The organism is Mesorhizobium sp. M8A.F.Ca.ET.207.01.1.1 (assembly GCF_004794715.1).
In the GTDB taxonomy this organism is placed as follows: Bacteria; Pseudomonadota; Alphaproteobacteria; order Rhizobiales; family Rhizobiaceae; genus Mesorhizobium.
This window is the reverse complement of sequence record NZ_SRUS01000011.1, coordinates 1-25,023: the sequence shown is the minus strand read 5'-3', so window position 1 is coordinate 25,023 and position 25,023 is coordinate 1. Positions and strand designations below refer to the sequence as shown.

General features: G+C 64.9%; 24 protein-coding genes and 2 pseudogenes. 11 read left to right on the top strand and 15 right to left on the bottom strand.

Going from position 1 to position 25,023, the window contains the following annotated elements:
• Positions 1-99: 99 nt before the first annotated feature.
• Positions 100-1,005, bottom strand: coding sequence for a bestrophin family ion channel (locus tag EN850_RS26960; protein ID WP_135930010.1), 906 nt, complete (start codon positions 1,003-1,005; stop codon positions 100-102).
• A 176-nt stretch (positions 1,006-1,181) separates the two neighbouring features.
• Between EN850_RS26960 and EN850_RS26955 the strand changes: the two are divergent.
• Positions 1,182-1,590: pseudogene (locus EN850_RS26955) on the top strand (ACT domain-containing protein).
• A gap of 2 nt (positions 1,591-1,592) precedes the next feature.
• Here the strand turns inward: EN850_RS26955 and EN850_RS26950 are convergent.
• The 3 genes from EN850_RS26950 to EN850_RS26940 form a co-directional block, all read right to left on the bottom strand.
• Positions 1,593-1,946: a GNAT family N-acetyltransferase gene (locus tag EN850_RS26950; RefSeq protein WP_246689291.1), complete on the bottom strand. Its 354-nt coding sequence runs from the start codon at positions 1,944-1,946 to the stop codon at positions 1,593-1,595.
• Between the two features lie 296 nt (positions 1,947-2,242).
• Positions 2,243-3,277 (bottom strand): aspartate-semialdehyde dehydrogenase, encoded by a 1,035-nt coding sequence (locus EN850_RS26945; protein WP_127279020.1) that lies wholly within the window; start codon positions 3,275-3,277, stop codon positions 2,243-2,245.
• A 107-nt stretch (positions 3,278-3,384) separates the two neighbouring features.
• The gene (locus tag EN850_RS26940) at positions 3,385-3,573 is read right to left on the bottom strand and encodes a hypothetical protein (RefSeq protein ID WP_136092649.1); all 189 of its coding nucleotides are present in this window, start codon (positions 3,571-3,573) and stop codon (positions 3,385-3,387) included.
• 345 nt (positions 3,574-3,918) lie between these two features.
• Between EN850_RS26940 and EN850_RS26930 the strand changes: the two genes are divergently transcribed.
• The gene (locus EN850_RS26930; RefSeq protein WP_127872776.1) at positions 3,919-5,787 is read left to right on the top strand and encodes a DEAD/DEAH box helicase; all 1,869 of its coding nucleotides are present in this window, start codon (positions 3,919-3,921) and stop codon (positions 5,785-5,787) included.
• Positions 5,788-5,815: 28 nt separating this feature from the next.
• On the opposite strand, the gene EN850_RS26925 is transcribed toward EN850_RS26930, so the two are convergent.
• Positions 5,816-7,249, bottom strand: a complete 1,434-nt coding sequence (locus EN850_RS26925; protein WP_136092648.1) for a glycosyltransferase — start codon at positions 7,247-7,249, stop codon at positions 5,816-5,818.
• Between the two features lie 136 nt (positions 7,250-7,385).
• Here EN850_RS26925 and EN850_RS26920 point away from each other — a divergent pair, with 136 nt between their 5' ends.
• The 3 genes from EN850_RS26920 to EN850_RS26910 all read left to right on the top strand — a co-directional run bounded on the left by EN850_RS26920 (position 7,386) and on the right by EN850_RS26910 (position 9,131).
• Entirely contained in the window at positions 7,386-8,096 is a 711-nt protein-coding gene (locus EN850_RS26920; protein ID WP_136092647.1) for a DUF805 domain-containing protein, read from the top strand.
• A gap of 158 nt (positions 8,097-8,254) precedes the next feature.
• Complete coding sequence (locus tag EN850_RS26915; RefSeq protein ID WP_136092646.1) at positions 8,255-8,683, top strand: polyketide cyclase; 429 nt, start codon at positions 8,255-8,257, stop codon at positions 8,681-8,683.
• Entirely contained in the window at positions 8,676-9,131 is a 456-nt protein-coding gene (locus tag EN850_RS26910; protein WP_136092645.1) for a MarR family winged helix-turn-helix transcriptional regulator, read from the top strand. The genes EN850_RS26915 and EN850_RS26910 overlap by 8 nt, the downstream gene beginning before the upstream one ends.
• Before the next feature lie 13 nt (positions 9,132-9,144).
• On the opposite strand, the gene leuB is transcribed toward EN850_RS26910, so the two are convergent.
• The 3 genes from leuB to EN850_RS26895 all read right to left on the bottom strand — a co-directional run bounded on the left by leuB (position 9,145) and on the right by EN850_RS26895 (position 11,173).
• Positions 9,145-10,248 (bottom strand): 3-isopropylmalate dehydrogenase, encoded by a 1,104-nt coding sequence (gene leuB, locus EN850_RS26905; RefSeq protein WP_136092644.1) that lies wholly within the window; start codon positions 10,246-10,248, stop codon positions 9,145-9,147.
• A 178-nt stretch (positions 10,249-10,426) separates the two neighbouring features.
• A complete protein-coding gene (locus tag EN850_RS26900) occupies positions 10,427-10,777 on the bottom strand; it encodes a VOC family protein (RefSeq protein WP_127276575.1) in 351 nt (116 codons plus the stop codon).
• A 12-nt stretch (positions 10,778-10,789) separates the two neighbouring features.
• On the bottom strand, positions 10,790-11,173 hold the full coding sequence (locus tag EN850_RS26895) for a RidA family protein (RefSeq protein ID WP_127276581.1): 384 nt from the start codon (positions 11,171-11,173) through the stop codon (positions 10,790-10,792).
• A 213-nt stretch (positions 11,174-11,386) separates the two neighbouring features.
• Here EN850_RS26895 and EN850_RS26890 point away from each other — a divergent pair, with 213 nt between their 5' ends.
• Entirely contained in the window at positions 11,387-14,836 is a 3,450-nt protein-coding gene (locus EN850_RS26890) for a tetratricopeptide repeat protein (RefSeq protein ID WP_136092643.1), read from the top strand.
• Between the two features lie 164 nt (positions 14,837-15,000).
• Here EN850_RS26890 and EN850_RS26885 read toward each other — a convergent pair whose 3' ends face one another.
• Both EN850_RS26885 and leuD read right to left on the bottom strand, forming a co-directional pair.
• On the bottom strand, positions 15,001-15,936 hold the full coding sequence (locus tag EN850_RS26885) for a hypothetical protein (protein WP_136092642.1): 936 nt from the start codon (positions 15,934-15,936) through the stop codon (positions 15,001-15,003).
• 54 nt (positions 15,937-15,990) lie between these two features.
• A complete protein-coding gene (leuD, locus tag EN850_RS26880; RefSeq protein ID WP_127276567.1) occupies positions 15,991-16,596 on the bottom strand; it encodes a 3-isopropylmalate dehydratase small subunit in 606 nt (201 codons plus the stop codon).
• A gap of 153 nt (positions 16,597-16,749) precedes the next feature.
• On the opposite strand from leuD, the gene EN850_RS26875 reads away from it, so the two are divergent.
• The 5 genes from EN850_RS26875 to EN850_RS26855 all read left to right on the top strand — a co-directional run bounded on the left by EN850_RS26875 (position 16,750) and on the right by EN850_RS26855 (position 19,416).
• Positions 16,750-17,175 carry a GNAT family N-acetyltransferase gene (locus tag EN850_RS26875; RefSeq protein WP_127276565.1) on the top strand — a complete coding sequence of 142 codons (426 nt, stop codon included), beginning with the start codon at positions 16,750-16,752 and terminating at the stop codon, positions 17,173-17,175.
• Positions 17,176-17,261: 86 nt separating this feature from the next.
• Positions 17,262-17,582: a metalloregulator ArsR/SmtB family transcription factor gene (locus tag EN850_RS26870; RefSeq protein ID WP_136092641.1), complete on the top strand. Its 321-nt coding sequence runs from the start codon at positions 17,262-17,264 to the stop codon at positions 17,580-17,582.
• A complete protein-coding gene (locus tag EN850_RS26865) occupies positions 17,579-18,025 on the top strand; it encodes an SRPBCC family protein (RefSeq protein WP_135930019.1) in 447 nt (148 codons plus the stop codon). The genes EN850_RS26870 and EN850_RS26865 overlap by 4 nt, the downstream gene beginning before the upstream one ends.
• A 43-nt stretch (positions 18,026-18,068) precedes the next feature.
• Positions 18,069-18,560 carry an SRPBCC domain-containing protein gene (locus tag EN850_RS26860; protein ID WP_135930020.1) on the top strand — a complete coding sequence of 164 codons (492 nt, stop codon included), beginning with the start codon at positions 18,069-18,071 and terminating at the stop codon, positions 18,558-18,560.
• 70 nt (positions 18,561-18,630) lie between these two features.
• Positions 18,631-19,416: a DUF72 domain-containing protein gene (locus EN850_RS26855; RefSeq protein ID WP_135930021.1), complete on the top strand. Its 786-nt coding sequence runs from the start codon at positions 18,631-18,633 to the stop codon at positions 19,414-19,416.
• Positions 19,417-19,538: 122 nt separating this feature from the next.
• Here the strand turns inward: EN850_RS26855 and EN850_RS26850 are convergent, their stop codons facing one another.
• From EN850_RS26850 to EN850_RS37875, 5 genes and pseudogenes are all read right to left on the bottom strand, one after another.
• A complete protein-coding gene (locus EN850_RS26850) occupies positions 19,539-20,705 on the bottom strand; it encodes an FAD-binding oxidoreductase (RefSeq protein ID WP_135867704.1) in 1,167 nt (388 codons plus the stop codon).
• A gap of 27 nt (positions 20,706-20,732) precedes the next feature.
• Positions 20,733-22,349 (bottom strand): ATP-binding protein, encoded by a 1,617-nt coding sequence (locus EN850_RS26845; RefSeq protein ID WP_136092640.1) that lies wholly within the window; start codon positions 22,347-22,349, stop codon positions 20,733-20,735.
• On the bottom strand, positions 22,340-23,032 hold the full coding sequence (locus EN850_RS26840; RefSeq protein ID WP_127276548.1) for a response regulator transcription factor: 693 nt from the start codon (positions 23,030-23,032) through the stop codon (positions 22,340-22,342). Before EN850_RS26840 ends, EN850_RS26845 begins: the two co-directional genes overlap by 10 nt.
• A 3-nt stretch (positions 23,033-23,035) precedes the next feature.
• Positions 23,036-24,580 carry a DUF4173 domain-containing protein gene (locus EN850_RS26835; protein ID WP_136092639.1) on the bottom strand — a complete coding sequence of 515 codons (1,545 nt, stop codon included), beginning with the start codon at positions 24,578-24,580 and terminating at the stop codon, positions 23,036-23,038.
• 339 nt (positions 24,581-24,919) lie between these two features.
• A pseudogene (locus EN850_RS37875) lies at positions 24,920-25,023 on the bottom strand (IS110 family transposase); the annotation flags it as partial.

Sequence of the window (25,023 nt, the reverse complement as noted above, 5' to 3'; positions counted from 1 at the left end):
TTCCCTCCGGTTGGTTAGCCCCTTTTCAGCGGGGTCGAACCAAGGACGTGCCGTGAGGCGTCGGTCCGACAAGTGTCCGGATTCTTTGACGCTGCGGCCTTACGAAAAATAGAACTTTTCGGCCGGCAGCATCTTTGGCGGCGTTTCGCCCAGGGCCTCGAACACAGAGATTTCACAGACCCGGCACAGGCCGTCGAGCGCGAGGTCGTTGGCTTCGGTGCCGAACGGATCCTCGAGTTCTTCCGAAAGCGCGTCGAGGCCGAAGAAGGTGTAGGCGATCAGCGCGGTGAACAATGGCGTCGCCCAGCCGGTGGTCGAGATCAGGCCGATCGGCAACAGCAGGCACACGATGTAGGCCGTGCGGTGCACCAGCAGCGTGTAGGCGAAGGGCAAGGGCGTGCCGGCGATCCGCTCGCAGCCGGCCTGGATGGCGGTGATTGATGCCAGCCTCTCATCCAGGATGCGGAAACCAATCGTGTCGAACTCGCCAATTTGGCGCTGCGCGTTGGCACGGCGGCCCATGCGCCTGACCATCTCGTCCGCCGGATTGGCGAAACGCGCCGCCGTCTCGGCTTCTGCCTCGATGAAGGCACGGACGTCCTTGACGCTGTCGATCCTGCGCAACTGGCCGCGCAGGAAATGACAGAAGGCCAACGCCTCCATCAGCAGGGCGCGTTGCTCGGTCCGATCGGGGATGAGGCTGGTCGTGGCGCGGGCCAGATTGCGGATTTCGAAGACCAGCGCGCCCCACAGCTTGCGCGCCTCCCACCAGCGGTCATAGGCGGCGTTGTTGCGAAACGACAGATAGATCGACAAAGTCACGCCGACCAGGCCGAAGGGTGTGATGTTGAAGACGCCGAGATCGAGCTGGAACCAGCGCGCCAGGACAAGGATGACCGCCGAATAGATCGCGAAGCCGAAAATCTGCGGCAGGATGCGTGGCACCACCGAGCCGCGCATGATGAAGAACAACTGCAGGAAGGTGGGGCGCGGGCGAACGATCATTCGGAGCCTTTCACGGGCCGGCGTCGGCCCTCAGATCCTCTATTGTGCGATGCGCCAGATGCGCAAGCGCAGCCGCCAACGACATCGCCATGTCGTCCACACGGTGTGCGGACTACCGGTGTGTGCTGGTTGCGGATATTGAGAAGCCCGCGGCCGTCCCGATACAGGCGAGAAAAATGACCGGCGAGACCGATCTGAGGACTCTGTTGGCGTCGATGACGCCGGAATTGCTTGATGGCACCTATGTCTTTGCCACGCTGAAGCCCGGCATTCCGCGGCCCGAAGGCCTGGAGCCGGTGATGGTGTTTCGCGAGCGCGAAGGCACGACCCTGATCGTGACCGAGGAAGCCGCGCAGACCATGGGGCTGGCGGCCTCGTTCCGCTGCCGGATGATCACACTGAACATCCACTCTTCGCTGGAAGCGGTCGGCTTCCTTGCCGCCATCACCGCGCGCCTCGCCGCCGCCGGCATTGGGCGTCAATCCGGTCTCGGCTTTTTATCACGACCATCTGTTCGTGCCGGCCGAGCGGGCGGAAGAGGCGATGGCATTGTTGCTAAGGCTGGCGGAGGACAGCGCGACCTGAAATCAGCGCCTGCGGACATAAAGAATGTCCGGCAGCCCTTCCTCGTTGGTCGTGCCGTCGCCGAACGCCTCCGCCTGGAACCCATGGCGCTCATAGAACCGCCGGGCGCCGGTATTGGCCTGGAAGCAACGGAGTTTGACTTGAGGCAGCGCGGCGGTCGCGTCCATCAGCAGCCGGCTGCCGATGCCTTGCCCGGTCGATGCCGGGTCGAGATAGAGCTGTTCCACCCAATCGCCGATGACGGCGATGAAGCCGACAATGTCGGCGCCGTCCTCGGCGACCGTGACCTGCTGGTTGGGCAACACGATATCGCGGATGAAGGCGAGGTCCTCGACCGGCGTGTGAATGACCGGCATCCAATCGAAGGAGTTGAGCGCCGCCCGCAATATTCTGGCGATGGCGGCTGCATCGGAAGCGACGGCCGGGCGCAGAGCAATTTTGGCGCTATCAATCATACCAAGCCCCGCGACGAAAGCGGATTTCGCGGCCGGCGCCGCCCTTCATCCGCCTGCCGGCACCTTCTCCCCGTATAGTGACGGGGAGAAGGGAGCTAACGGCCGAACGCTGAGCCCGCGACCGCGGGCCGCCGGTTGTCCGGCGCCCCCGCGGAGGGCCAGCCGCGGCAGCGGCGGTGCGGCCAGTGAGCGAAAAATTATGCCGCCTTCTTCTTCGGCTGGATGAGGCCGCGCTCGACCAGCAGCTCGGCGATCTGCACCGCGTTCAGGGCCGCGCCCTTGCGCAGATTGTCGGAGACGATCCACATCGACAGGCCGTTGTCGATGGTCGAATCCTCGCGGATGCGCGAGATGAAGGTGGCGTCCTCGCCGGCCGATTCCAGCGGCGTGATGTAGCCGCCGTCCTCGCGCTTGTCCAAGACCTGGCAGCCCGGCGCCTCGCGCAGGATGTCGCGCGCCTCGTCGGCGGTGATCGGCTTTTCGAACTCGATGTTGACCGCTTCCGAGTGGCCGATGAACACCGGCACGCGCACGCAGGTCGCCGTCAGCTTGATCTTGGGGTCGAGCATCTTCTTGGTCTCGGCGACCATCTTCCATTCTTCCTTGGTGGAACCGTCGTCGAGGAAGACGTCGATATGCGGAATGACATTGAAGGCGATGCGCTTGGTGAACTTCTTGACGTCGACCTGGTCGGCGACGAACACCGCGCGTGTCTGCGTGAACAGTTCGTCCATGCCTTCCTTGCCGGCGCCCGACACCGACTGGTAGGTGGCGACGACGACGCGCTTGATGGTGGCGGCGTCATGCAGCGGCTTCAGCGCCACGACGAGCTGCGCCGTCGAGCAGTTCGGGTTGGCGATGATGTTCTTGCGCGTGAACAGCGAGATCGCGTCCGGATTCACTTCAGGCACGATCAGCGGCACGTCCTGGTCGTAGCGGAAGGCCGACGAATTATCGATGACGACGCAGCCCTGCTTGCCGATCTTCGGCGACCATTCCTTGGAGACGTTGCCGCCGGCCGACATGATACAGATGTCGGTGTCGGAAAAATCATACTGGTCGAGCGGCCTGACCTTCAGCGTGCGGTCACCGAACGACACTTCCGTGCCCATGCTTCGCCGCGAGGCCAGCGCCACGACTTCGCTGACCGGAAAGCCGCGCTCTTCCAGTATGTTGAGCATTTCCCGGCCCACATTGCCCGTGGCGCCGACGACTGCAACCTTGAAACTCATAGAAATCTCCTGTCCCTCTCCGCTTGGTTTTTGGAGAAAACCCGCCGGCCAAGTGCGGGTTCCGTCCCCCGGGCCGGACCCGGGAGAGGGTGGTTAGGCCAAGGGAATCACACCGTTTTGGTGATGGTTTTTTTGGCCATGGTTTTGCTGGAACGAGCGGACGCGCCGACACGCCCGGCCCAATGGTTCGCATTGAGGCTGGGGGCATCGAATGCAAGATGAGCCATCAAAAGGCCGCGCATCGAAAAACGATCCCGTTCGAAGCGGGCTTTTACGCGGTTTCGATAAAGAGTCAATTGGCGCGCCCTTCCTTCTCCCCGTCACTATACGGGGTGAAGGTGCCCGAAGGGCGGATGAGGGGCGGCGCTGACGTTGGCAGATAGCTCGTCCGGAGTGAGCCTCCTCGCCTTACCTATCAGCATTCGCGCCGCCCCTCACCTGCCTGCCGGCACCCTCTCCCCGTATAGTGACGGGGAGAGGGGCGCTCCCGCCAGCGGTTTCGCCAATCGCCGTGCTACGCAGCACCCTGTACAAGAAGGGCGGCAGGAAGTACGAACGGCCAAGATTGTTCGGCTGGCGCGGCGCCAGCCCCGGCATGTGCTCCATGATGAGCGCAGAACCCTGAATTCCGAAAGAACGAGATGTCCAACTTCGATGGTATTGTTCCCGCGCTGGCCCAAGCGCTGGAAAAACGCGGCTATTCCGACCTGACGCCGGTGCAGAAGGCGGTACTGGAACTCGGCCAGGCCGACGCGCTGGTGTCGGCCCAGACCGGCTCGGGCAAGACCGTGGCCTTCGGCCTTGCCATGGCGCCGACGCTGCTCGACGGCGCGGAACGTTTCGGCCCGGCCGCGGCGCCGCTGGCATTGGCGGTGGCGCCGACGCGCGAGCTGGCGCTGCAGGTGACGCGCGAGCTCGAATGGCTCTACGAGCCGACCGGCGCCACGGTGGCGTCCTGCGTCGGCGGCATGGACATGCGCACCGAACGGCGCGCGCTGGAGCGCGGCGCCCATATCGTCGTCGGTACGCCCGGCAGGCTGCGCGACCACATCACCCGCAATTCGCTCGACATGTCGACGCTCAAGGCCGTGGTTCTCGACGAGGCCGACGAGATGCTCGATCTTGGCTTTCGCGAAGACCTCGAATTCATCCTCGACGCCGCGCCGGCCGACCGTCGCACGCTGATGTTCTCGGCCACCGTGCCGCGCTCCATCGCCACGCTCGCCCAGGGCTATCAGCGCGATGCCGTACGCATCTCGGCCGCCGGCGAGGAAAAGCAGCATCTCGACATCGAGTACCGGGCGCTGAATGTCGCCCAGGCCGATCGCGAGAACGCCATCATCAACGTTCTGCGCTTCTACGAGGCCAAGAACGCGCTGGTGTTCTGCAACACCCGCGCCGCCGTCAACCATCTCACCGCACGCTTCAACAACCGCAATTTTTCGGTCGTGGCACTTTCGGGCGAGCTCAGCCAGAACGAACGCAGCCACGCGCTGCAGGCGATGCGCGACGGCCGCGCCAAAGTCTGCATCGCCACTGATGTCGCGGCGCGCGGCATCGACCTGCCCAACCTCGAGCTGGTGATTCACGCCGACCTGCCGACCAATCCGGAAACGCTCCTGCACCGCAGCGGCCGCACCGGGCGTGCCGGGCGCAAGGGCGTCAGCGCACTGATTGTGCCGGGCAGCGCCCGCAGGCGCACCGAGCGGCTGCTGCAAAGCGCCAAGCTGACGGCGACATGGGCGAGCCCGCCCTCGGCCGACGACGTGATGCGGCGCGACGACGAGCGCATCCTTGCCGATCCGGCTTTCGACGAACCGGTGAAGGATGACGAGCGTGCATTCATCGACGCGCTGCTCGCCAGGCACGGCGCCGAACAGGTCGCGGCCGCCTTCGTGCGCCAGTGCCGCTCCAGCCGCTCGGCGCCCGAGGACCTCATGGACGTCGCGCCGTTCACACCTTCGCGCGAAAGACTGGCGGGCGAGAAGTTCGCGCACCGCGACGAGGCGCCCAGCCGCCGGGACGATTTCGGCGCCAGCGTCTGGTTCTCGCTCTCGGTGGGGCGCCGGCAGAATGCCGAGCCGCGCTGGCTGATCCCGATGCTGTGCCGTGCCGGCAGCATCTCGAAGCGCGAGATCGGCGCCATCAAGATGCAGCCGGAAGAGACGTTCGTGCAGATCGCCGCCGACTGGGCGGACCGGTTCGTGGCGGCAATCGGCCCCGACCGCAAATTGCAGGGCACCATCCTGGTGAAGCGGCTGGACGGCACGCCGGACCTGTCGCGGGCCGGCTATCAGCCGCCGAGCCCGGACAAGAAGCCGCATCGCGGCAAGGCGCCGTTCGATCCGAACGCGCCGAAGCGCAAATTCGACAAGCGTGCTCCGGCCTCGGTCGACCAGCGCCCGGCCGCCGCGCATGAGGCAAAGCCGTGGGCGAAAAAACCCAACAAGCCGAAATTCGAAAATACCGGCGCGCCGAAGCACAAGAAGACGAAGAAGCGTCCGTCGTAAGACCGACGCGAAAGCCGCGGATTTTGCGTCAGGCCGTCTCGGAATGTTGGCGGGCCGCGCTCTCCTTCAGGCCGGCCTTGATGGCGGCCCAGCTTGCCGATGCCGGCGTCGGCCGGTGGTTTTGGGCGATGCGCCCCGCCAGCGCGGATCGCCAGGCATGGTCTTCCGCCATTTTGCGGATCGCAGCGTACCAGCCGGCCTGGTCGTCGGGGTCGATCGCCGGCATCATTCCGCCGGTCGCCTCGATCAGTGACGGCGCGGTCGAGACGATGACCGGAACGCCGAAATCGAGACATTCCGAAGCGCCGTAGCCCCAGCCCTCTATATGCGAGGGAAAGACGCCGAAAGCGGCCCTGCGATAATAGCCGATGAGCTCCTCGTCGCTGACCAGCCCGGTGAACGTGACCGACTGGAGCAGCTCGGGATGCACCGCGAGATAGGCGCGCAGCGGCTCGATCATCCAGCCCCAGCGCCCGGCGCAGACAAGCCGCGGCAGTTTTACGCCTTCTTCCAGCGCCTGCTGCCAGATCCGGGCCAGCAATATGTGGTTCTTGCGCACTTCGATGGTCGAACAATAGATGACGAACGGTTCGCCGGTCTCGATGCGCGAGGTCGCGCCCATGCGCGAAGCGGTTTGGTGCAGGATCGAAGGCATCGGAAAGCGGTACACCACAGGCGCGGAGACGCCGGCCTTGCGCATGTGATCGGTCAGAGTCGCGCCAACCTCGTCGGAAGCGCAGAACGCCGGCGCGCCGCTGCGCACCAGCTGTTCGAGATAAGAGCCGAAACGGGTTTCGCCGATGCCCGAACCGACCAGGTCCGGGCGCAGCGCCGGGATGAGATCATGGCAAAGCAAGGCAAGCTTGCCGGCGGCGCTTGAAACCGCGGAGCGGTCTTGCTGGGTCAGGACGTGATGGCTGATCAGCACGAGGCCCGGCTCCGCCTCGGTGCTCCGGCCCGGAGCATCGGGCTCCACGCACAGCCGGATCCGCGCCCGCTGGTACAGGCGATAGGCGCGGATCAGCAGCCGCGTCGCCTGGTAGGCAGCCCCTTTGCGGCCGCTTGTCACCGTCTTGGCAAGATGGCGGTCCGTCTCGCGCTTGTGCCATGGCTGTTGCCTCACCGCAGCCAAAGCCTGCGACAGGGCCGTGCGATTTCCCGGCCACCGTTTGGCGCGGTGCGGTGAAATCCGGCCCGTCGCGACGTGATCCAGTTCATAGGGGGCAAGCGGCCGAAACTTGCCCTCGTTCGGCCTGAACGCCACCACCTCCACGCAAGGATCGGGATCCGCCAGCGCCGCGTTGACGAGAAAGCTCTCCACGCGCGGAATGCCCGCAAGGCCCTTGCCGGCCGGCCACAACATCAGTCCGGTGGCGTCGATGGCCAGAGAGCCCCGTCCCGGTGGCATGGTCACCTCGCCATCCGTAGTCACCGCGCCGGCATCGGAACGTTCGACTGTCATTGTCTGCCTTGGCCAAAACGGTTGCACTCGATGTCTTATGCTTCATTTGCCGCGAAGGCGGTAGCTATCGGCGGCTTGCCCATCGGCTCGGCCCTGTGCCACATCTTGGCAGGGACGTGGCGACAAGGGGTGGGCGATGCGCGGTGAAGTGCTCCACTATGACGAGGACCAGGGCTTCGGCTTCATCATCGGAGCCGACGGCAACCGCTACACCTTCACCCGCGAGAACCTGCGCCGGCAATCCGCTATGTCCAAGGGCACGGTGGTCGAGTTCCAGGCCGGCGGCGGTCAGGCGCGCGACGTCTTCTCCATCGCCGCCCAGGCCGCAAGCCCTGCCACCGACGCCGCCACAGGCACCGCACCGGCCCAAGGTGGCCCCGCACCCGCGGCCGCCGCATCGCACGCGCAGCATTTCGGCCGGATGTCCGAGCCAACCGAACCCAGTGATCTCTGGGGCTATTTCTGGCGTGGACTGACTCAGAACTACTTCAACTTCGCCGGCCGCGCCCGCCGTAAGGAATATTGGGGCTACTGCCTGTTCTGGGTGGTCTGCCTGCTGATCATCTTCGGCATCGGCATCTTCACCGATATCGAAATGGGCAATTTCGACTCCGACGTCTCGGCGGCGGTCACGGTCGGCCTGTGCGGCACCTTCCTGCTGGCGACGTTCCTGCCCGGCCTCGGCATGACCGTACGCCGGCTGCACGACATCGGCCTGTCGGGCTGGCTCTATCTGCTGATCCTCATTCCGAGCATCGGCAGCCTGATCATCCTGGTCTTCGCGCTGATCCCGACCCAGGCGCGGGAAAACCAGTGGGGACCGGTGCCGGCGGGGGTCAGAATCTAGCCCAGCGTGCATATTGCGGAGGATTAGGTCACTCCCAGGATTCCACCGTGGGGCCGGAGGTCATCACGGCGGAAGATTCTTCTTGCCATTTAGTCTGCGCACAGATAATCTGTGCACGGATCGAATGATCGATCAGGCAAAACGGATGGAGCAAGACGATGTGGACCAACGAATACACCGCGACTTCCCCGCTTCCGGCGCAAGCCATCTGGAACGCGCTCAAGGCATTACATGAAGGCCGCCTGACCTATGAGGGCTCCGACACCTTCGTGCTGCACGGGCCGTTCGCCAAGGGCACCCGCGTCTCGGTGACACCGGTCGGTCAGGACACGTTCGAATCGGTCATCGTCGATCTCGTCGACAACGTGACCTATGCCGACGAAACCTCGTTCGGCGACACGACGCTGCTGTTCCGGCACACGCTGGTGCCGGTCGAAGGCGGCACGCAGGTGACGCACCGGCTCGATATCTCGGGCCCTTCGGCCGCCGAGGTCGGCCCGGAACTCGGGCCGCAGATCAGCGGCGATTTCGACGTCTCGATGGCCAAGCTGTTCGAGCAAGCGGAGGGGTTGGCGAAGAATGGCTGACGATCAGGATTTGAACACCCGCTTCAGCGGACCTTCGGAGAGCCCCGGCTTGTTGCTCTGGCGAACCACCATGCGCTGGCAGCGCGTCATGACGGCGGCGCTGGCGCCGCTCGACCTGACGCATGTCCAGTTCGTGCTGCTCGCATCGGCGATGTGGCTCGGCCGCGATGGCGAGCCGCCCAACCAGGTGCAGCTCGCCGCCCAGGCCGGCACTGAGGTGAAGATGACCTCGGATGTCGTCGCCCGGCTGGAAGCCAAGGGATTGATCGCACGCGAGGCTGATCCCCGGGATTCCCGGGCCAAGGTGATCCGCGTCACATCAGCCGGGGCGGCGGCGGCGCAGCGCGCCATTGTCGCCGTCGAGGCCGCCGACGCGGCCTTCTTCGAACCGGTGGACGAGGCGAGGCTCGTCGGCCTGCTGCGTCAGCTTGCCGGCGAGATCCGCTGAGGCCGAACGAGCGTTACGCCAGGAATTTGGCGATGATCGCGTCACCCATCTCGACAGTACCGACCTCGGTCATGCCCGGCGAGAAAATATCCTTGGTGCGCAGGCCCTGGTCGAGCACGGCGGCGATTGAAGCTTCGAGCTTGTCGGCTTCATCGACCATGCCGAAGGAATAGCGCAGGCACATGGCGAAGGAGGCGATCATGGCGATCGGGTTGGCGATGCCCTTGCCGGCAATATCGGGCGCCGAGCCGTGCACCGGCTCGTACAGCGCCTTGCGCTTCTTGGTCTTCACGTCGGGCGCGCCGAGCGAGGCCGACGGCAGCATGCCGATCGAGCCGGTCAGCATGGCGGCGATGTCGGACAGCATGTCGCCGAACAGATTGTCGGTGACGATGACGTCGAACTGCTTTGGCCAGCGCACCAGCTGCATGCCGCCGGCATCGGCTAGCATGTGGTCGAGCTTGACGTCGGAATAGCGCGCCTTGTGGGTTTGGGTGACGACCTCGTTCCACAGCACGCCAGACTTCATGACGTTGCGCTTTTCCATCGAGGTGACGTGGTTCTTGCGGGTCCGCGCCAGCTCGAAGGCGACGCCCGAAATGCGCTCGATCTCGAACGTGTCGTAGACCTGCGTGTCGATGCCGCGCTTCTGGCCGTTGCCGAGATCGATGATCTGCTTGGGCTCGCCGAAATAGACGCCGCCGGTCAGCTCGCGCACGATGAGGATGTCGAGGCCTTCGACCACTTCCTGCTTCAACGAGGAAGATGCCGCCAGCGCCGGATAGCAGATTGCGGGCCTGAGATTGGCGAACAGCTCCATGTCCTTGCGCAGGCGCAAGAGCCCGGCCTCGGGGCGCACCTCGTAAGGCACCGCATCCCACTTCGGCCCGCCGACGGCGCCGAACAGCACCGCGTCCGCCGCCATCGCCTTTTCCATGTCGGCATCGGAGATCGCCGCGCCATGCGCATCGTAGGCACAGCCGCCGACAAGGCCCTCTTCGGTGACGAAGCCGCTGCCGAGCTTTTCGTTCATCGCCGCGATCAGCTTCTTGACCTCGGCCATGGCCTCGGGGCCGATGCCGTCGCCGGGGAGCAGGAAAAGATGCTTCGTTGCCATGGAGAAAACCGTCCCAGAAAGATTTGAACCGCGGCCTTGCTAAACGCCAAGTGGTTGCAGCGCAAGCCGTAACGGGAGGGAGAACGCCGCGATGCGAACAAGGGCACCATCGGCGATCCTTCGCGCTGCCCCGCTGACATGTCACGGAATCCAAGCCATAGCCCCATGGGAGATGCCATCACCGGTGCGAGAGAATGTTGACCAGCCGTCCGAGGGGATCGCGCACATAGAAGCGCCGCACGCCCCAGGGTTCGTCGGCAGGCCCATATTCGATGGCGAAACCGGCGGCCTGCATCGCTTCGAGCGCCGCATCGACATCGTCGACTTCGATCGACAGGTCCGGCACCGGCGTGCCGGACCCGCCTTGCGCCATGAAGCTGACCTGCACCTGCATCGTCTCCCCGGAGCCGTAGGTTGCGATCCAGCCCTGGTCCATGAGCAGATCGAGGCCGAGCACATCGTGGTAGAAACGGCTGGCCGCCGCCGCGTCCCGTGTCTCGATATTGGCCACGATGCGCCGGACCTTCATCGCCTTGGTCTCTCAGGCGGTACGCCGCAGCGCCGTCACCTCGATCTCGATCTTCATTTCCGGTTTGTTCAGCTGGCACACGATCATCGTCGCCGCCGGCCTGATGTCGCCGAACGTCTCGCCGAGTATCGGGAAGACGACATCCACGAAGGCCTGATCGGTGATGTAGTAATGCGCCCGCACCACATCCGCCATTTCGAAGCCGCCATCCCCGAGCGCCTTGCCGATCGTCGCCAGGCAGTTGCGCGTCTGCGCCTCGACCGTCTCCGGCATCGTCATGGTCGCATAATCATAGCCGGTCGTCCCGGACACGAAGCACCAGTCGCCCTGCACCACGGCACGCGAATAGCCGGCGGTCTTTTCGAAGGGTGAGCCGGTGGAGATGAGTTTGCGCATGAGGAGCCTCGCCATGATTGCAACCATTCTGTGGCGAAAACGCCGATCCTGCCATGGGCCAATACGAATGGATCGGCAGTGCAGAATCGGCGCCACCGACGGGCCCGCCCTGTCCGCCTCCGCGCCCTGTTGGCCTCCGCGAGGACGGGAATCCGTGAAGTATGCCGCCATTGCAATTTCTGCCGCGGCAGCTCCGGGGGGAGGATCAGAGCCATGTCAGGCGGCACCGACGCGCTTGCGCGCGCATTCGTTGGTTCTTTGCGCGTCTGGCTGTCGTTGGCTGGGATGGGAGCCATTATCGTTCTCGCCACGCCGGCGTTCGCGGCCGGCGCCGACCATGCAACCTGTTTCAGCCGTGGCAAGGTCGACCCCGACCAGCGGATCGCTGCCTGTACCCGCGCGATCGCGCTAACGCCGGACGACGCCGGCCTCTATGTCAATCGCGCCAAGGCTTTCAGCAGGAAAGGCGAGCACGACCGCGCCATCGTCGACTGCGACGAAGCGATCGAGATCGACCCCGCCAACGCAAGGGCTTACGGCGTGCGCGGCATTGCCTGGCAGGACAAGGGCGACCACACCCGCGCCATTGCTTCGTTCGACGAGGCGATCCGGCTGGACCCGGCAAATTCGGCTTTCCGCTTTAACCGCGCCAAGAGCTGGGGCTTGAAGGGCGACTATGCCCGGACTCTCGCCGATCTGGATGAAGCGATCCGCCTCGACCCGGCCGACGCCCAGGCTTACCGGGTACGCGGCATGACGATGGCCCGGATCGGCAAGGCAAAAGAAGCATTTGCCGATCTCGACAAAGCCATCTCCTTGAAGCCGACCGATCCAGGGTCTTACTTTATCCGGGCATTGGTCTGGAAGACGATCGATCCCGACAAGGCCATCGCCGATCTGGACAAGGCCATCGCGCTCGATCCGGCCAACCCTAAATACGCCGAGGAAAGGCTGAGCCTCCAAGCCACCCGACGGCCCCCCGACCCCGCGCCCAGTCCGGCTTATGAAGCAGCCGAAGAGCCTGCCGCGCCACGCGTATACGCGCCGCTTCAACTCTACCCCAGGAAAGAGGACCATTCCGAGCGCGTTGCCTGGGAACTGAAGCGGGGATTGGAGCAGCAGGTACAGGGCTACGTCGCCGGCGCAATCGAAAGTTTCAGCTCTGCCATTCAGCTCGATCCCTACAATGCCGAGGCCTTTTACGATCGGTCGCTCGCCGAGGCATCGCAGGGCAACTACGCCGCTGCCGCCAATGATTGCCGACGCGCCGTTGAGCTGGACCCCGGGCGCGCGGGCTCGTGCAACGAGCATGCGCCCGGCGCACCGGACCAGTCGGCAGCCGGGAATGTGAGGGATCCGGCCGCCGCAAAAGTCCTGGTCGAACGCGCTGAGGCGCGGCTGGCGGATTATAGCGTCGGTGGCGCGCTTCTCGATCTTTCCAAGGCGATCAGCCTCGACCCTAACAATGCCGAGGCCTATCTCGTACGCGGCCGCGCGAGGACATTGAGTGGCGACAAGGCCGGCGCCGCGGCGGATTGCCGGCGCGCCGTCGAACTCGATCCGCGGCGGGCTGGAATCTGCGACAAGCAGGTCACGGGCGACAGCGTCGAATTGGCGCCACCGCCGGACGCACCAGCGGCGGAGCCCGAGAAGCCGCCATCGGCCATTCCGGAGATGACGGCCGCGCAAGGCAAGGCGCTGACAGAGAGGGCGCTGGCCGCAAAGGATCCGCGCGCCCTGGAGGCCGTCCTTGGTGGCGACGCCTTTCTCGACATGGGCAAGTATGACCAGGCGATCAGCGCCTACGACAAGGCGATCGAGCTCGATCCCGAAAACCGCTTTGCCCATTTCGGCCGCGGCCGGGCCTGGGCCGCCAAACGCGATTACGGCAAGGCGATCGCGGACTACGACAAGGCCATAAGGACCAGTCCCGACTTTGGCGCGGCGCTTTCGCATCGGGGTCTGGCCAAGGCCACCTCGGGCGATGCCGATGGCGCGCTTGCCGACTGCGGCCGCGCCGCCGACCTCGACCCGAAGGCGCGCGACGCCTTCTACTGCAAGGGCGTGGCCTGGCACGCCAAGGGCGACGCCGGGCGTGCGATCGCCGCCTATTCCGTCGCGATCGGGATCGATACGAAGGATGACGCCAGCTATTATGCGCGCGGCATGGCGCGGGCCGACCGGAAGGACTATGCCGGCGCCGTCGTCGACTTCGACGAGGCACTGCAGCTCGACCCCGGCAATCCCGACTATGCCATCGCCCGCAAGGCAGCGGCCAACGCCGGCGGGGAGCCAGCGGCGAAAGCCAAGGCCGCTGCAACCAAGCCCGCCGGCCGGGCGCGGAACAAGATCGTCGAGGACGCTATCGAGCAGGGAACGATCTGGCGCGCCCAAAATCAGTTCGACCGGGCGATCGAGCAGTACGACATAGCGGTCGCCGCCGACCCATCCAATGCCGGCGCCCACACCTTGCGCGGCTTCACCTATGCTTTGAAAGGCGACCCCGACCGGGCCATGGCCGACTACGACAAGGCGACAAAGCTCGATCCAAAGTCGACCGACGCCTATTTCTACCGTTCCGCCATCTGGCTGCAGAGAGGCAAGATCGACCGCGCCATCGCCGATCTGAGCACCATCATTTCGTTGCAGCCGGCCAATGCCGACGCTTATGTGCTGCGCAGCCGGGCCCGCGCCGTGAAACACGATTGCGATGGCATCATCGCCGATTCGACGGAGGTGATCCGACTGCGGCCAACGGATGCCGAAGCATGGTTCAATCGCGGATTCTGCTGGAACAGGGAGCAGCAATACGACCGCGCCATCGCCGACCTGGATGAGGCTTTACGCCTCGATCCAAACCACGCCAATGCCAGCAAGGAGCGCGACGATGCGGCCATGGCGAGAGCGGCAAACAAGCAGGCGCCAACGACACGGGGCGCGGCGGCAACGCTGCGCGACATCACGAAGAGTGGCATAGCCCTCTACAACAAGGGTCGCTACGACCTTGCGATCGCCAAATTCGATCAGGCGTTGGCGCTCGATTCCAACGATGCCGAGGCTTTCGGATATCGCGGTCTCGCCTGGGGGCAGAAGGGCAATTACGATCGCGCCATAACGGACTACGGCAGCGCGATTGCGCTCGAGCCAAAGAACGGCAGCTATTATTCCGCCCGTGGCTTTGCCTGGACCGCCAAGAACGACCACAAACGTGCCATCGACGATTTCAGCAAGGCGATCGAGTTCGATCCCACCTACCCCCTGCATTTCCACGCTCGCGGGATCAGCCGGATGACCATAGGCGATTACGACGGCGCCATAGCAGACTATGACGAAGCCATCGGCCTTAGTCCGGGCGTCGCCAAAATGCGTGTCGATCGCGGTATCGTCTGGATGGCCAAGGGCGATGCGAAGCGCGCCCTGGCGGATTTCGACATGGCGATCCAGATCGATCGGAACAGTCCGGGCGGCTACTTCGGCAGAGGCCTGGTGCAGGCACGCGCGGGCGATCACGACGGCGCGATCGCCAACTTCACTCACGCCATCAAGCTCTACCCCAACTATGCCGATGCCTACACTTTCCGGGGCCGTTCCTGGGAGGCAAAAGGCAACACCAAGCGCGCCAAGGCCGACCGCAGGAAGGCGCTGAGCCTGGGAGGGAATTGAGACTTGTCCGGCTGGTGTCGCGCGCTACTTCCCGGCCGGCCCAATGCCGGCTTCGCCTGAGCATCCCTCCCGTCGTCATCCCATGGCGGAGCAAAGGAGCGGAGTGACGCAGCGCAGACCCCTGGACTGCTCCCCGTGGTAACGAAGGCGCGATGCCAGCAACCCTAGTTCGCCGACCCCAGCGCCTTGTCCAGCGCTTCCTTCACATCGGCCGGCCATGTCGCCACCGCCGGCCAGGCGTTCGGTTGGCCATTGTCGCCGCGGCGGGCGAAGTAGAGCTGGTGCTTGGCCGGGTCAACCGCCATGAAGCCGTCATTGCCGCCGCAATCATGCGGTACGCAGCCGCTGGCGTAGAAGGCGCCGGACGCGGTCTTTTCCGTGCCGCCGCCGACCAGCAGGCTGGTCGCCATGTCGGACATGTCCTTGCCGAGCAGTTTCTGGGCTTCCTTGTAGACGGCCTCATTGTGGAAGGCGTCGATGATGTTGTCGTATTTCGTCGGGTCGATATCCTTCCAGTCCGTGCCGGGCTCCGGCATGTAGGCCAGATTGCCCGAAATGGTCAGTCCGCTCGCTGGCGACCATTGCAAAGCCGGCTTTTCATCGCCGGGCAAAAGATACGGCACGAAATAGATGGCGTTGTCGGACACCGCCGAGGGCGGCGCGCCGCACTCGTCCTGCTCGACCGTGATGCTCTGGATGGCGCCACCCTCCGGCTTCCAGACGATCACCTTGGCCGGGCCGCACTGGTTGCCGCCATCGCCGACATCGACCAGCGCCACATTGACGTCGCCGATCTTGACGATCTTATCGAAAAAGACGTCATAGTTGCTGGCCAGCTGTTTGCCGTCATAGGACAGCACCTTCTCGCCGTCCTGCTCCGGCTGCGTGATGGTGAGTTGGCCGCCTTCGAACGGGATCGGCGCCTGCTTGTCGTCCTCGGAAGCGTCGGCAGCGTTCGTTCCCGTGTCGTCGTCGGTGGCTGGCTTTTCGGCCGCCGGCGCCTGCTCCGCGGCGGGCGTCTGGGTCTGGGTTTGCGCAAACGCGGTGGGTGCCAACAACAAGGCCACCCCGCAGGCGCCGGCCAGAAGCTGGTGTCTCATGACTGTCCCTCCCTCAGTCGCCGCCCGGCAGGAAAGGCCGGGCCTATCGGCCGCTCAGGCCCAGGGGCGCAGTTCGGCGTTCTTCTTCTCGAACGAGGCGATGGCGCCGGCCTTTTCCATGGTCAGGCCGATGTCGTCGAGCCCGTTGAGCATGCAATGCCGCTTGAAGTCGTCGAGATCGAAGGTCACGACGCCGCCGTCCGGGCCACGGATTTCCTTGGCTTCGAGATCGACCGACAGAGTTGCGTTGGAGCCGCGCGAGGCGTCGTCCATCAGCTTCTCCAGGTCCTCGGGGCTGACGGTGATCGGCAGCACGCCGTTCTTGAAGCAGTTGTTGTAGAAGATGTCGGCGAACGAGGTCGAGATGACGCAGCGTATGCCGAAATCGAGCAGCGCCCATGGCGCGTGCTCCCGGCTCGAGCCGCAGCCGAAATTGTCGCCGGCGACCAGGATCTGCGCCTTGCGGTAGGCCGGCTTGTTGAGCACGAAGTCCGGATTTTCCGAACCGTCGTCCTTGTAGCGCATCTCGGCAAACAGGCCGGTGCCAAGCCCGGTGCGCTTGATCGTCTTGAGATAATCCTTCGGGATGATCATGTCGGTGTCGACATTGACGATCGGCATGGGGGCGGCGACGCCGGTGAGCTTGGTGAATTTTTCCATGGCTTTGGCCCGTGTTTTCGTTGCGGGGGATTTTCTGGAGCCCGGTTTACACAAAGCCGCGGGCAAATAAAAGGCAGCTGTTCGTGCGCGCCGGCGCCAGGGTGCCGACGAAACGGCTTCGAATTCACCGCCCGATGGTGCACTCTGGCTGTGATGGCAGAAAATTCCCACGTCCTCTACGCCCGCGAGGCGTCGCTCGATACCGCGCAGTTCCGCCGCGTGCTGGCCGAATCCGGCCTCGGCGAAGTCAGGCCCGTCGATGACGAGGCCAGGCTGAAGGCGATGCTGGAGGGCGCCGACCTGATCGTGACCGCTCGTCTCGACATGGAAGGCAAGCCGCTGATTGGCGTTGCCCGCTGCCTGACCGACTTTTCCTGGGTCTGCTACATCTCCGACCTCGCCGTCTCGGCCAAGGCGCAGGGACTTGGCATCGGCAAGGGGCTGATGGACGAGGTGGCCCGGCAGCTCGGACCGTCGGTCGCCATCAGCCTGATTTCGATGCCCGATGCCGTCGGCTTCTACGAACGCATCGGCATGAAGCGCATGCCGGACGCCTTCTGGATCTCCCGCAAGCGCTGATTCTTTATCTGCCGCGATCTATCCGGTCGCCAACGGCGTGCGATCTTGCCGCTTGACATGCAACCAAATGGTTGCATATTAGAGCAATGAGCATGGATGCAGTCTTTCGCGCCCTGGCGGACCCGACACGCCGGCAATTGCTGGACAGCCTCCATGCCAGGAATGGGCAGACGCTGAATGCGCTGTGCGCCGAGATGGCCATGACCCGCCAGGCGGTGACCAAGCACCTGGCGATCCTGGAGGAAGCAAACCTCGTCACCACCATCCGCCGGGGTCGAGAGAAGGAGCACTACCTCAATCCGGTTCCGATCAACGAGATCGCCGACCGCTGGATTGGCAAATTCGAGCGGGGGCGGCTGACCGCCCTCAGCGACCTGAAGAAACGCCTCGAAAGGGAAGACCGATGAGCAACAGCTTCGTTTATGTGACCTATATTCGCACCACGGCCGAAAAGCTCTGGGAAGCGTTGACCGACCCGGAGTTCAACCGGCAGTTCTTCCTCTGCTCCTATCAGGAGAGCGAATGGAAGGTGGGCTCCAGCTGGAAGCTGATCTTCCCCGACGGGCGGGTCGCCGACAGCGGCGAGATCCTCGAGATCGATCCGCCGCGGCGCCTGGTCATCAAATGGCGCAATGAATGGATGCCCGAGCTCAGGGAAGACGGCTACACGCGCTGCACCTTCACCATCGAGCCGGACGGCGAGCTGATGAAGCTTGCCGTAACCCATGAAGCGGACGGGCCGCACAGGCTGATCGGCAACGTCGCCAAGGGCTGGCCGCTGGTGCTGGCCAGCCTGAAGAGCCTGCTTGAGACCGGCAAGGGCTTCGAGCGTCCGCCATCAAAGGGCTAAAGGCTCGTTTCGTCAACGAAACAAATTTGATGTGGAGGCATCCATGATCCACGCTCCCAGGGTACGGAGCATGACCAATGGCGACACCGTCATGGCATCGGCCGAGATCGAAGCGCCTCCGGAACGCATCTTCGAGGCACTGGTCGGCGAGGAAATCGGGCAATGGTGGGGGTCGGCCGACACCGAACGGATGGTCGACTGGTCGGCCGACCTGCGAGTCGGCGGCCATTGGACCGCTATTGTCCGAACGGCCGACGGCACGGACCTGCCGGCCAGCGGCGAATTCCTCGAGATCGAGGTGCCGCGCCGGATCGTGCAGACGCGGGCCTATGCATGGGACCATCCCACGCTTGGCCGGCGGCAAACCACGGTAGCCTGGCTGCTGCAGCCGACTGCCAGGGGCACGCGCCTTACCATCTGCCATGGCGGTTTTGCCGGGCTGCACGAAGCGGCGGCGGAACATGCAGAGGGCTGGGCGCGGGTGCTTGCCTGGCTGCAGGCACATGTCGAGGCTGGAAGACTGGCCGCGGCCTGAGCGGCGGGCCGTTGCTTTGCGCAGCCTCTCTCCGCCTTGACCCACACCTCATCCGGCCCACATCCCATGCATGGGAAAACAGGCATGTTTCATAGGCACGGCCGGTTGGGGCGTTCCGACACGATACAGCCAAGACTTCCCGCAACCCGGATCGCATCTCGAACGCTATTCCAGGCACTTTCCGATCGTCGAGATCGACACATCCTTCTACAAGCCGCACCGCCGCGAGACCTATGAGCGCTGGGCACGCGCCGTGCCGGAGCACTTCCGCTTCGCCGTCAAGCTGCCGAAGGCCATCACCCATGAGCACCGCCTCGCCGGCTGCGACGACCTCCTTGAGAGCTTTCTCCTGCAGGCCGAAGGTCTCGGCGCAAAGCTGAGCGTGCTTCTGGTGCAGCTGCCTCCGAGCCTATCCTTCGAGCCGGATGTCGCGAGCGGTTTCTTCGACATGGTCGGCAAGCGAACCCAAGCAAGGCTGGTTTGCGAACCGCGCCATCCCAGCTGGTTCGAAGCCGACGCTGAAGCGCTTCTGGCCGATCGCCGGATCGCGCATGTCGCCGCCGACCCCGCTCCGGTGCCATCTGCTGCGGCGCCGGCAGGCTGGCCCGGCCTCGCCTATTTCCGCTGGCACGGCGCGCCGCGCGCCTATTACTCCGACTACGATGCCGATAGCCTCGCCAGATTTGGCCGGCAAATGGAGGCGGCGGCGGCCTCCGGTGCCGAGGTCTGGGGCATCTTCGACAACACGGCCGCCGGCCATGCGCTGGGCAACGCGCTTGCCGTCGAATCGATGATCGCCCAGACGCTTCTTCCTTCTCCCCTTGTGGGAGAAGGTGTCGCCGAAGGCGACGGATGAGGGGTGTTCCAGCTTGGCAAGGACGGAGATCTGTCACGCACCCCTCAACCGTCTCGGCGCTGCGCGCCGATCCACCTTCTCCCACAAGGGGAGAAGGGAGAGGCAGGCCCAGGCCAGGCGCCTCAAATCACATTCAATTCCCGGAACGCCCGGCCCTCGGCCACCCGTTCGTAGCCAAACGCCGAGCAATCGATCGTCCGGTAGCCGCCATGCACGATCAGTTCCGCCAGCGCCTTGCCGACCGCCGGCGCTTGCTGCAGGCCGTGGCCGGAAAATCCGTTGGCGAAGAGGAAATTCATCACTTCGGGATGCGGGCCGATCACCGCGTTCTGGTCGAGGGTGTTATAGTCATAATGCCCGGCCCAGGCACGCGTCGGCTTGATCGCCTCGAAGGCCGGGATGCGGGTTGCCAGCACCGGCCAGATCACCTCTTCGAACAGCGGCCAGTCGACGTCGAAATCGCCGGGATCGGCCGGGCCGTCGCCCTCTTCCGGTTCGGCGCCGCCGGTGAGGTAGACCGAGCCTTCCGGCCTGACATAGATGCCCGAGGGATCGACCAGCAGCGGCATGTCGGCATATTTCTCGCGCGCCTCGAAGACGAAGACGTTGCGCTTGCGCGGCTCGACCGGCAGCGCCAGCCCGGCAAGGGCGGCGACCTTGCCGGCATTCGGCCCGGCGGCGTTGATGACGGTGCCGGCCTCGATCCGGTCGCCATTATCGAGGCTGACGCCGGTGACGCGGTCGCCCTGCCGCTCGATACCGGTGACCGAAGCGCTGATGAAGTCGATCTTCTTCTGCCGCAGCGCCTTGCGGAACAGCGTCAGCATCGCATGCGCGTCGAACCAGCCTTCGCCGGTGCGGCCATAGGCGCCGGCGGTGATGCCTTCCGCCGACAGCCAAGGGAAGCGGCGCGTCAGCTGGTCAGCGTCCTCGAGCAGTATGTCGGCGCCCTCGGCGACCTGCGCCTCGTGGTTGGCCCTGAGGATCGGCAGCCCGGCCTCGCCGGCAAGGATGAGATAGCCGCCCTCGCGAAAACCGATATCGGCGTCAGTGCCGAATTCTTCCTTCAGCCGCCGGAACAGTTTCAGCGTGAATTGCGACAGGCGGATGTTTTCCGGAATCGAGAATTGCTGGCGGATCGAGGCCATGGATAGCGTCGTCGCCGCATGGGCGAATTGCGGATCGCGCTCGATCAGCGCGATCGAGCCGGAAAACCCTTCCTCGCGCAGATAGTAGGCGACCGAGGAGCCGACGATGGCTCCGCCGATGATGACGATGTCGTAGCGCACTTTTTTCTCCGATCCGCCGTCCACACTCTACGCGACCGGCAAAGTGATCTCGAAGCGCGTGCCGCGCTCGGAGTCAACCAACCTGATCGTACCATCATGCGCTTTCAGGAGGGCCAGCACGATGCCGAGGCCCATGCCGGTGCCGCCGGTAGCGCGCCGCGTGGTGAAGAACGGCTCGAAGATGCGCGCCTGGTTGCTTGGCGAAATGCCGGCGCCGTCGTCGCTGACCAGCACGGTTGCCTTGCCGCCGGCGCTTGCGGCAGTGATCGAAACTTGCGTCGCGCCGTGCCTGGCCGAATTGTCGATGAGATTGCCAAGCACGATTGCTCCGTTCTCGGCCGAGATGCGCAAGGCCAGATCGCCGCCGGCCTCGACGCCAACCGCCAGCCTGGTGTCTGCGGGAAGCAGCGCCAGCGCCGACCTGACCGAGGTGCTTTCGCCGCTGGGCGCGAGGTTTTCGGCCCGCGCCAGGTCGAGCAGCCGCCGGACCAGCAGGTTGAGCCGTCCGGCATCGGTGACGATATTGTTGGAGAAGCGCCGCCGCTCGTCATCATCCATCGCCGAGCCGGAATCGCGCAGCAGTTCGGCCGCGCCCTGGATCGCCGTCAGCGGCGATTTGAGCTCATGCGAGACGTGGGTGGCGAAGGTCTGGATCGAATCCGAGCGCGCCTGCAGTTTCTCCGCCATGTCGAGAAACGCGGCGGACAGTTCGGCCATTTCGCGCGTGCCGTGATGATCGAGCGGCCGGATCGCGTCGCGGTCGCCGGCGGCGATGCGCTGGGTGCGGTCGATCAGCGCATAGATCGGCCGGCTGACAGTGCGCAGGAAGACGAGGCCGATGAGCAGCGTGCCGCCGAGGATGGCGATCGCCGCCGCCGTCACCTTGCCGCGTTCGCCATAGAGATGTTTTATGATGTTGTTGGGCGTCCGCGAGACATAGACCACGCCGGCGACCTTGCCGTTGACGGCAACCGGCAGGGCGACGAAGACGCGCACCTTGGTGCCGCGGCTGACCGAATAGAGCGGCGGCGCCGGCTGGTTGGGGATGCGCAGCCGGAGCGCGCTGGCATAGCGCCCGGCAAGTGCGGCACGCACCTCCTCGACCCCGGCAAGCGACTGCCCGATTTCGTCGCGCCCGGCAATGACGACACCTGCGGGATCAAGCAGCCGGAAACCGGCCAGCGTGGTCTTCTGCGTCGCATCGAGAATGCCGGTCAGGCGCGCGCCGATCGCGGCGAAAGCGGGATCGGCCGTGGCGGGCATCCCGGCAGGCCGGGTCGCAAGCACGTAATCCGAGGCGAGATCGAGCCGCGGCTCGATCGGCCGATAGGGCGATTCGGGATTGGCGCTTCGGCTCGCGCCGCCATTGGCCCCAGGCATCGGCGCGCCGAGCTTTTCCGGCAAAATGCCGGCGTCGCGCACCTCCTGCGCATAGATGGCGGCGATGGCGGCACCCTGCGCGATCAGCTCCGCCTCGGTCTGGCGGATCAGCTGGTTCTCATAGAGGCGGAAGAAGAACAGGCCGACCAGCGGCAGCGCCATCACCAGGATCAGGATGGCGACGACGACCGTGGCGAGACGAGGCCGCCATTTGCGGCCGATCCACTTGCTGCCAATCCATTTGCTTGACGTCGTCAGCCGCATCGGCCGAGCCGGAAGCCGACGCCATGCACCGTCTCGATGACCTCCGGGCAACCCACCGCCGCCAACTTGGCGCGGATGTTGCGGATATGGCTGTCGACGGTGCGGTCGGCGACATGGATCTTGCCCGCATAGGCACTGGCCATCACCGCCTCGCGGTCGAGCACATGGGTGGGCCGCGCCAGAAACCCTTTCAGGATCGAGAACTCGATCCCCGTCAGGGCCAGCGGCTTGCCGTCGAAGGCGGCCGCGTGGCTTGCCGGCGCCAAGGTGAGCTTGCCCTGCGCGAACTGCCTGTCGTCGGCGGGTTCGGGCGCGACGGGGCGGGCGCGCCGCAGGATGACGTTGACGCGGGCGACCAGCTCGCGCGGGCTGAACGGTTTGGTGACATAATCGTCGCCACCCATTTCGAGCCCAAGGATGCGGTCGATCTCCTCATCTCGCGCGGACAGGAACAGCACCGGCACGTCTGATGTGTGGCGCAGCCGCCGGCAGACCTCCAGCCCGTCCATCTCAGGCATGCCGATGTCGAGCACGACAAGGTCGGGCGTGCGCCGTTCGATCGCCTGCAGGGCGGCGGCGCCATCGGCCACGGCAGCCGTTTTCATGCCGGCCTTTTCCAGCGCGAAGCAGATCACTTCGCGGATATGCGGGTCGTCGTCGGCGACGAGGATGTGATGCGGCATGGCTCAGCGATCCGGCACGGGTTCTGCGACACCAGGAACAATGATCGGCCGCCTGCTGTCGAGATAGCGAAGCAGGCGCCAGTCGCGAAAGCTCCAGCTGCGCCAGTTTTCCTGCAGGCTGCGATACCAGCCTTCATCGACACCGCGCAACCTTGCCAGTTCGCCGACGGCGCCGGCATCGGCCGTCTTACGCTGACGATCGAAGAAGCGGTCGAGCGCCGGAAAGGCGCCCGGGCCGAGCGAGCGCAGATACCAGGCGTCGAGGGGAATGCCCTGGCCGGTCATTTCAAGGGAATGGTCGACATTGTAATTGGCGATCAGCGCGGCGAAGTTGATGAAACAGCAGGCATAAAGGGCCAGGGATAACGTCAGAAGATTGGCGGAGAGCAGCCATTCATTGGATTTTCCGAGCGCGATGCGGGCGATGATCAGCGCAAGCCCGGCCGCCACCAGCCCCATCCAGGCGAAAGCAGCGACGCGCCAGTAGGTCAGCGCATAGATGCCGACATAGAGGTCGAGTCGCAGGATCGACGAGACGACCAGCATGATGTTCTGCGCCACCCAGGCATAGACCAGCCGGCGGATGAGCGGATCGGCCGATGCCTCACTGCCAGGCCTCAGCGCCGCAAGGACAAAACCAGCGGCTAGCAGTGCGGTGACAAGAAGCGGATAGGCGCCGCGATGCGCGTAGGCAGCGTAGCTCAAGCCATCGGGAAGCGCGACCCCGCCCCACAGATAGGTGGCGTCGAGCCCGCTCTGCATCGCGAACAGCATGTTGAAGACGATCAATGCGCGCAGGATGGCGGCCTTGCCGAAGACGATGTCCTCGACGACGTGCCTGTCGGGTTTGGTCGCCGGCTGGGCATCGGCAAGGAGATGGTTTGGCCTGGAGATACGCCGCCGGAATCGCGGCAGGCGCGGCCGCAGAAAGGCCCAGACGCCGGCAAGCACGAACAGCCAGAAGGCGATCCGCGTCAGCTGGATCAGGTCGAGCAGCCTGATGAGATCGATCAGCGACAGCCAGTATTCGATGACCGGGTTGGCGGCGCCGAACAGGGCGACGAAGACGGCGCCCAGCGTCAGCGGCATGACCCAGACCGCGATCGCCGCCAGCCTTATGCGATGCCCGCCGAACCGCCGCGCCGCCCTTCGCCACTGGAGAAAATCGCCGAGGAACCGGACCGGCGCCGCCAGCCCGAACAGCGCGATCTGGCCGGCAATGCGCGCCATGCGGTGCCGCAGCCGGCCGCTCAGCGAAAGCGCGAACGCCACCAGGGCCGCGAGCGCGATAGAGACCGACAAAGGGCTGGCAGCCTCGGCCAGCGGCAGCAGCGCGACAAGCAAGGCGGCTGACTTGAGCCACACCTTGCCATCGTTGAAGGCGGCGGGATGCACGGCCACCACCGCCGCGGCAATCAGGATGGCGAACAGGAGAACCGTGATGCCGGCGGGCTGGCCGTAGAACAGGAAATCGGCGATCGCGACCAACAGCAGGGCAACGCCGAAGCGGCTGCAATAGCTTGGCGCCGAAGTGAGCAACACTGTCATGACCTGATCGTCCCCATGGCTTCCAGTCGGGCCGTCGGAGAGCGTCTGCGGACGAAAAGGATGAGGGTTGCCGTCGCACGTGGTGGATCGGCCAGCCACCAGCCTTCGCTGCGCAGCCTGTGGGGCAGGGACCAACGGGGTTTTGCTCGCTTTTGCATGCCGCCTTGTGGCGGGCCGGCATGAAGTTGGCGGGGCAGATACGAGGAGGTTTTCGGCATGCGCGTGCAGTTTTCGTGCAGGGCTGGTGCACTGCCCGCCATTCTTTGCGGACGCGTTGGCGTACCCTAGCCAGGCTCCTTTCCTCTCCCTCCGGAGGGGGGAGAGCGACTATCTGGGGTGTCAAGTTGCATTTGCGAATTCGCTTCTCGCGTCGCGTGCTTTTGCGTTGAGGATGACGAGAAGTTTTCTGGCGAGTGCGATGCGGATGAGCATTTTGGGCTTTC

Excerpts from the sequence above, each read along its gene's own strand:
- EN850_RS26875 (WP_127276565.1), top strand. The coding sequence starts at position 16,750 with ATGGCAGAAAATTCCCACGTCCTCTACGCCCGCGAGGCGTCGCTCGAT.
- leuD (WP_127276567.1), bottom strand. The coding sequence starts at position 16,596 with ATGGAAAAATTCACCAAGCTCACCGGCGTCGCCGCCCCCATGCCGATC.
- EN850_RS26920 (WP_136092647.1), top strand. The coding sequence starts at position 7,386 with ATGCGCGGTGAAGTGCTCCACTATGACGAGGACCAGGGCTTCGGCTTC.
- EN850_RS26885 (WP_136092642.1), bottom strand. The coding sequence starts at position 15,936 with ATGAGACACCAGCTTCTGGCCGGCGCCTGCGGGGTGGCCTTGTTGTTG.
- EN850_RS26895 (WP_127276581.1), bottom strand. The coding sequence starts at position 11,173 with ATGCGCAAACTCATCTCCACCGGCTCACCCTTCGAAAAGACCGCCGGC.
- EN850_RS26945 (WP_127279020.1), bottom strand. The coding sequence starts at position 3,277 with ATGAGTTTCAAGGTTGCAGTCGTCGGCGCCACGGGCAATGTGGGCCGG.
- EN850_RS26925 (WP_136092648.1), bottom strand. The coding sequence starts at position 7,249 with ATGACAGTCGAACGTTCCGATGCCGGCGCGGTGACTACGGATGGCGAG.
- EN850_RS26870 (WP_136092641.1), top strand. The coding sequence starts at position 17,262 with ATGAGCATGGATGCAGTCTTTCGCGCCCTGGCGGACCCGACACGCCGG.
- EN850_RS26855 (WP_135930021.1), top strand. The coding sequence starts at position 18,631 with ATGGGAAAACAGGCATGTTTCATAGGCACGGCCGGTTGGGGCGTTCCG.
- leuB (WP_136092644.1), bottom strand. The coding sequence starts at position 10,248 with ATGGCAACGAAGCATCTTTTCCTGCTCCCCGGCGACGGCATCGGCCCC.
- EN850_RS26960 (WP_135930010.1), bottom strand. The coding sequence starts at position 1,005 with ATGATCGTTCGCCCGCGCCCCACCTTCCTGCAGTTGTTCTTCATCATG.
- EN850_RS26860 (WP_135930020.1), top strand. The coding sequence starts at position 18,069 with ATGATCCACGCTCCCAGGGTACGGAGCATGACCAATGGCGACACCGTC.
- EN850_RS26845 (WP_136092640.1), bottom strand. The coding sequence starts at position 22,349 with ATGCGGCTGACGACGTCAAGCAAATGGATTGGCAGCAAGTGGATCGGC.
- EN850_RS26930 (WP_127872776.1), top strand. The coding sequence starts at position 3,919 with ATGTCCAACTTCGATGGTATTGTTCCCGCGCTGGCCCAAGCGCTGGAA.
- EN850_RS26950 (WP_246689291.1), bottom strand. The coding sequence starts at position 1,946 with ATGCCGGTCATTCACACGCCGGTCGAGGACCTCGCCTTCATCCGCGAT.
- EN850_RS26915 (WP_136092646.1), top strand. The coding sequence starts at position 8,255 with ATGTGGACCAACGAATACACCGCGACTTCCCCGCTTCCGGCGCAAGCC.
- EN850_RS26910 (WP_136092645.1), top strand. The coding sequence starts at position 8,676 with ATGGCTGACGATCAGGATTTGAACACCCGCTTCAGCGGACCTTCGGAG.
- EN850_RS26865 (WP_135930019.1), top strand. The coding sequence starts at position 17,579 with ATGAGCAACAGCTTCGTTTATGTGACCTATATTCGCACCACGGCCGAA.
- EN850_RS26840 (WP_127276548.1), bottom strand. The coding sequence starts at position 23,032 with ATGCCGCATCACATCCTCGTCGCCGACGACGACCCGCATATCCGCGAA.
- EN850_RS26900 (WP_127276575.1), bottom strand. The coding sequence starts at position 10,777 with ATGAAGGTCCGGCGCATCGTGGCCAATATCGAGACACGGGACGCGGCG.
- EN850_RS26835 (WP_136092639.1), bottom strand. The coding sequence starts at position 24,580 with ATGACAGTGTTGCTCACTTCGGCGCCAAGCTATTGCAGCCGCTTCGGC.
- EN850_RS26890 (WP_136092643.1), top strand. The coding sequence starts at position 11,387 with ATGTCAGGCGGCACCGACGCGCTTGCGCGCGCATTCGTTGGTTCTTTG.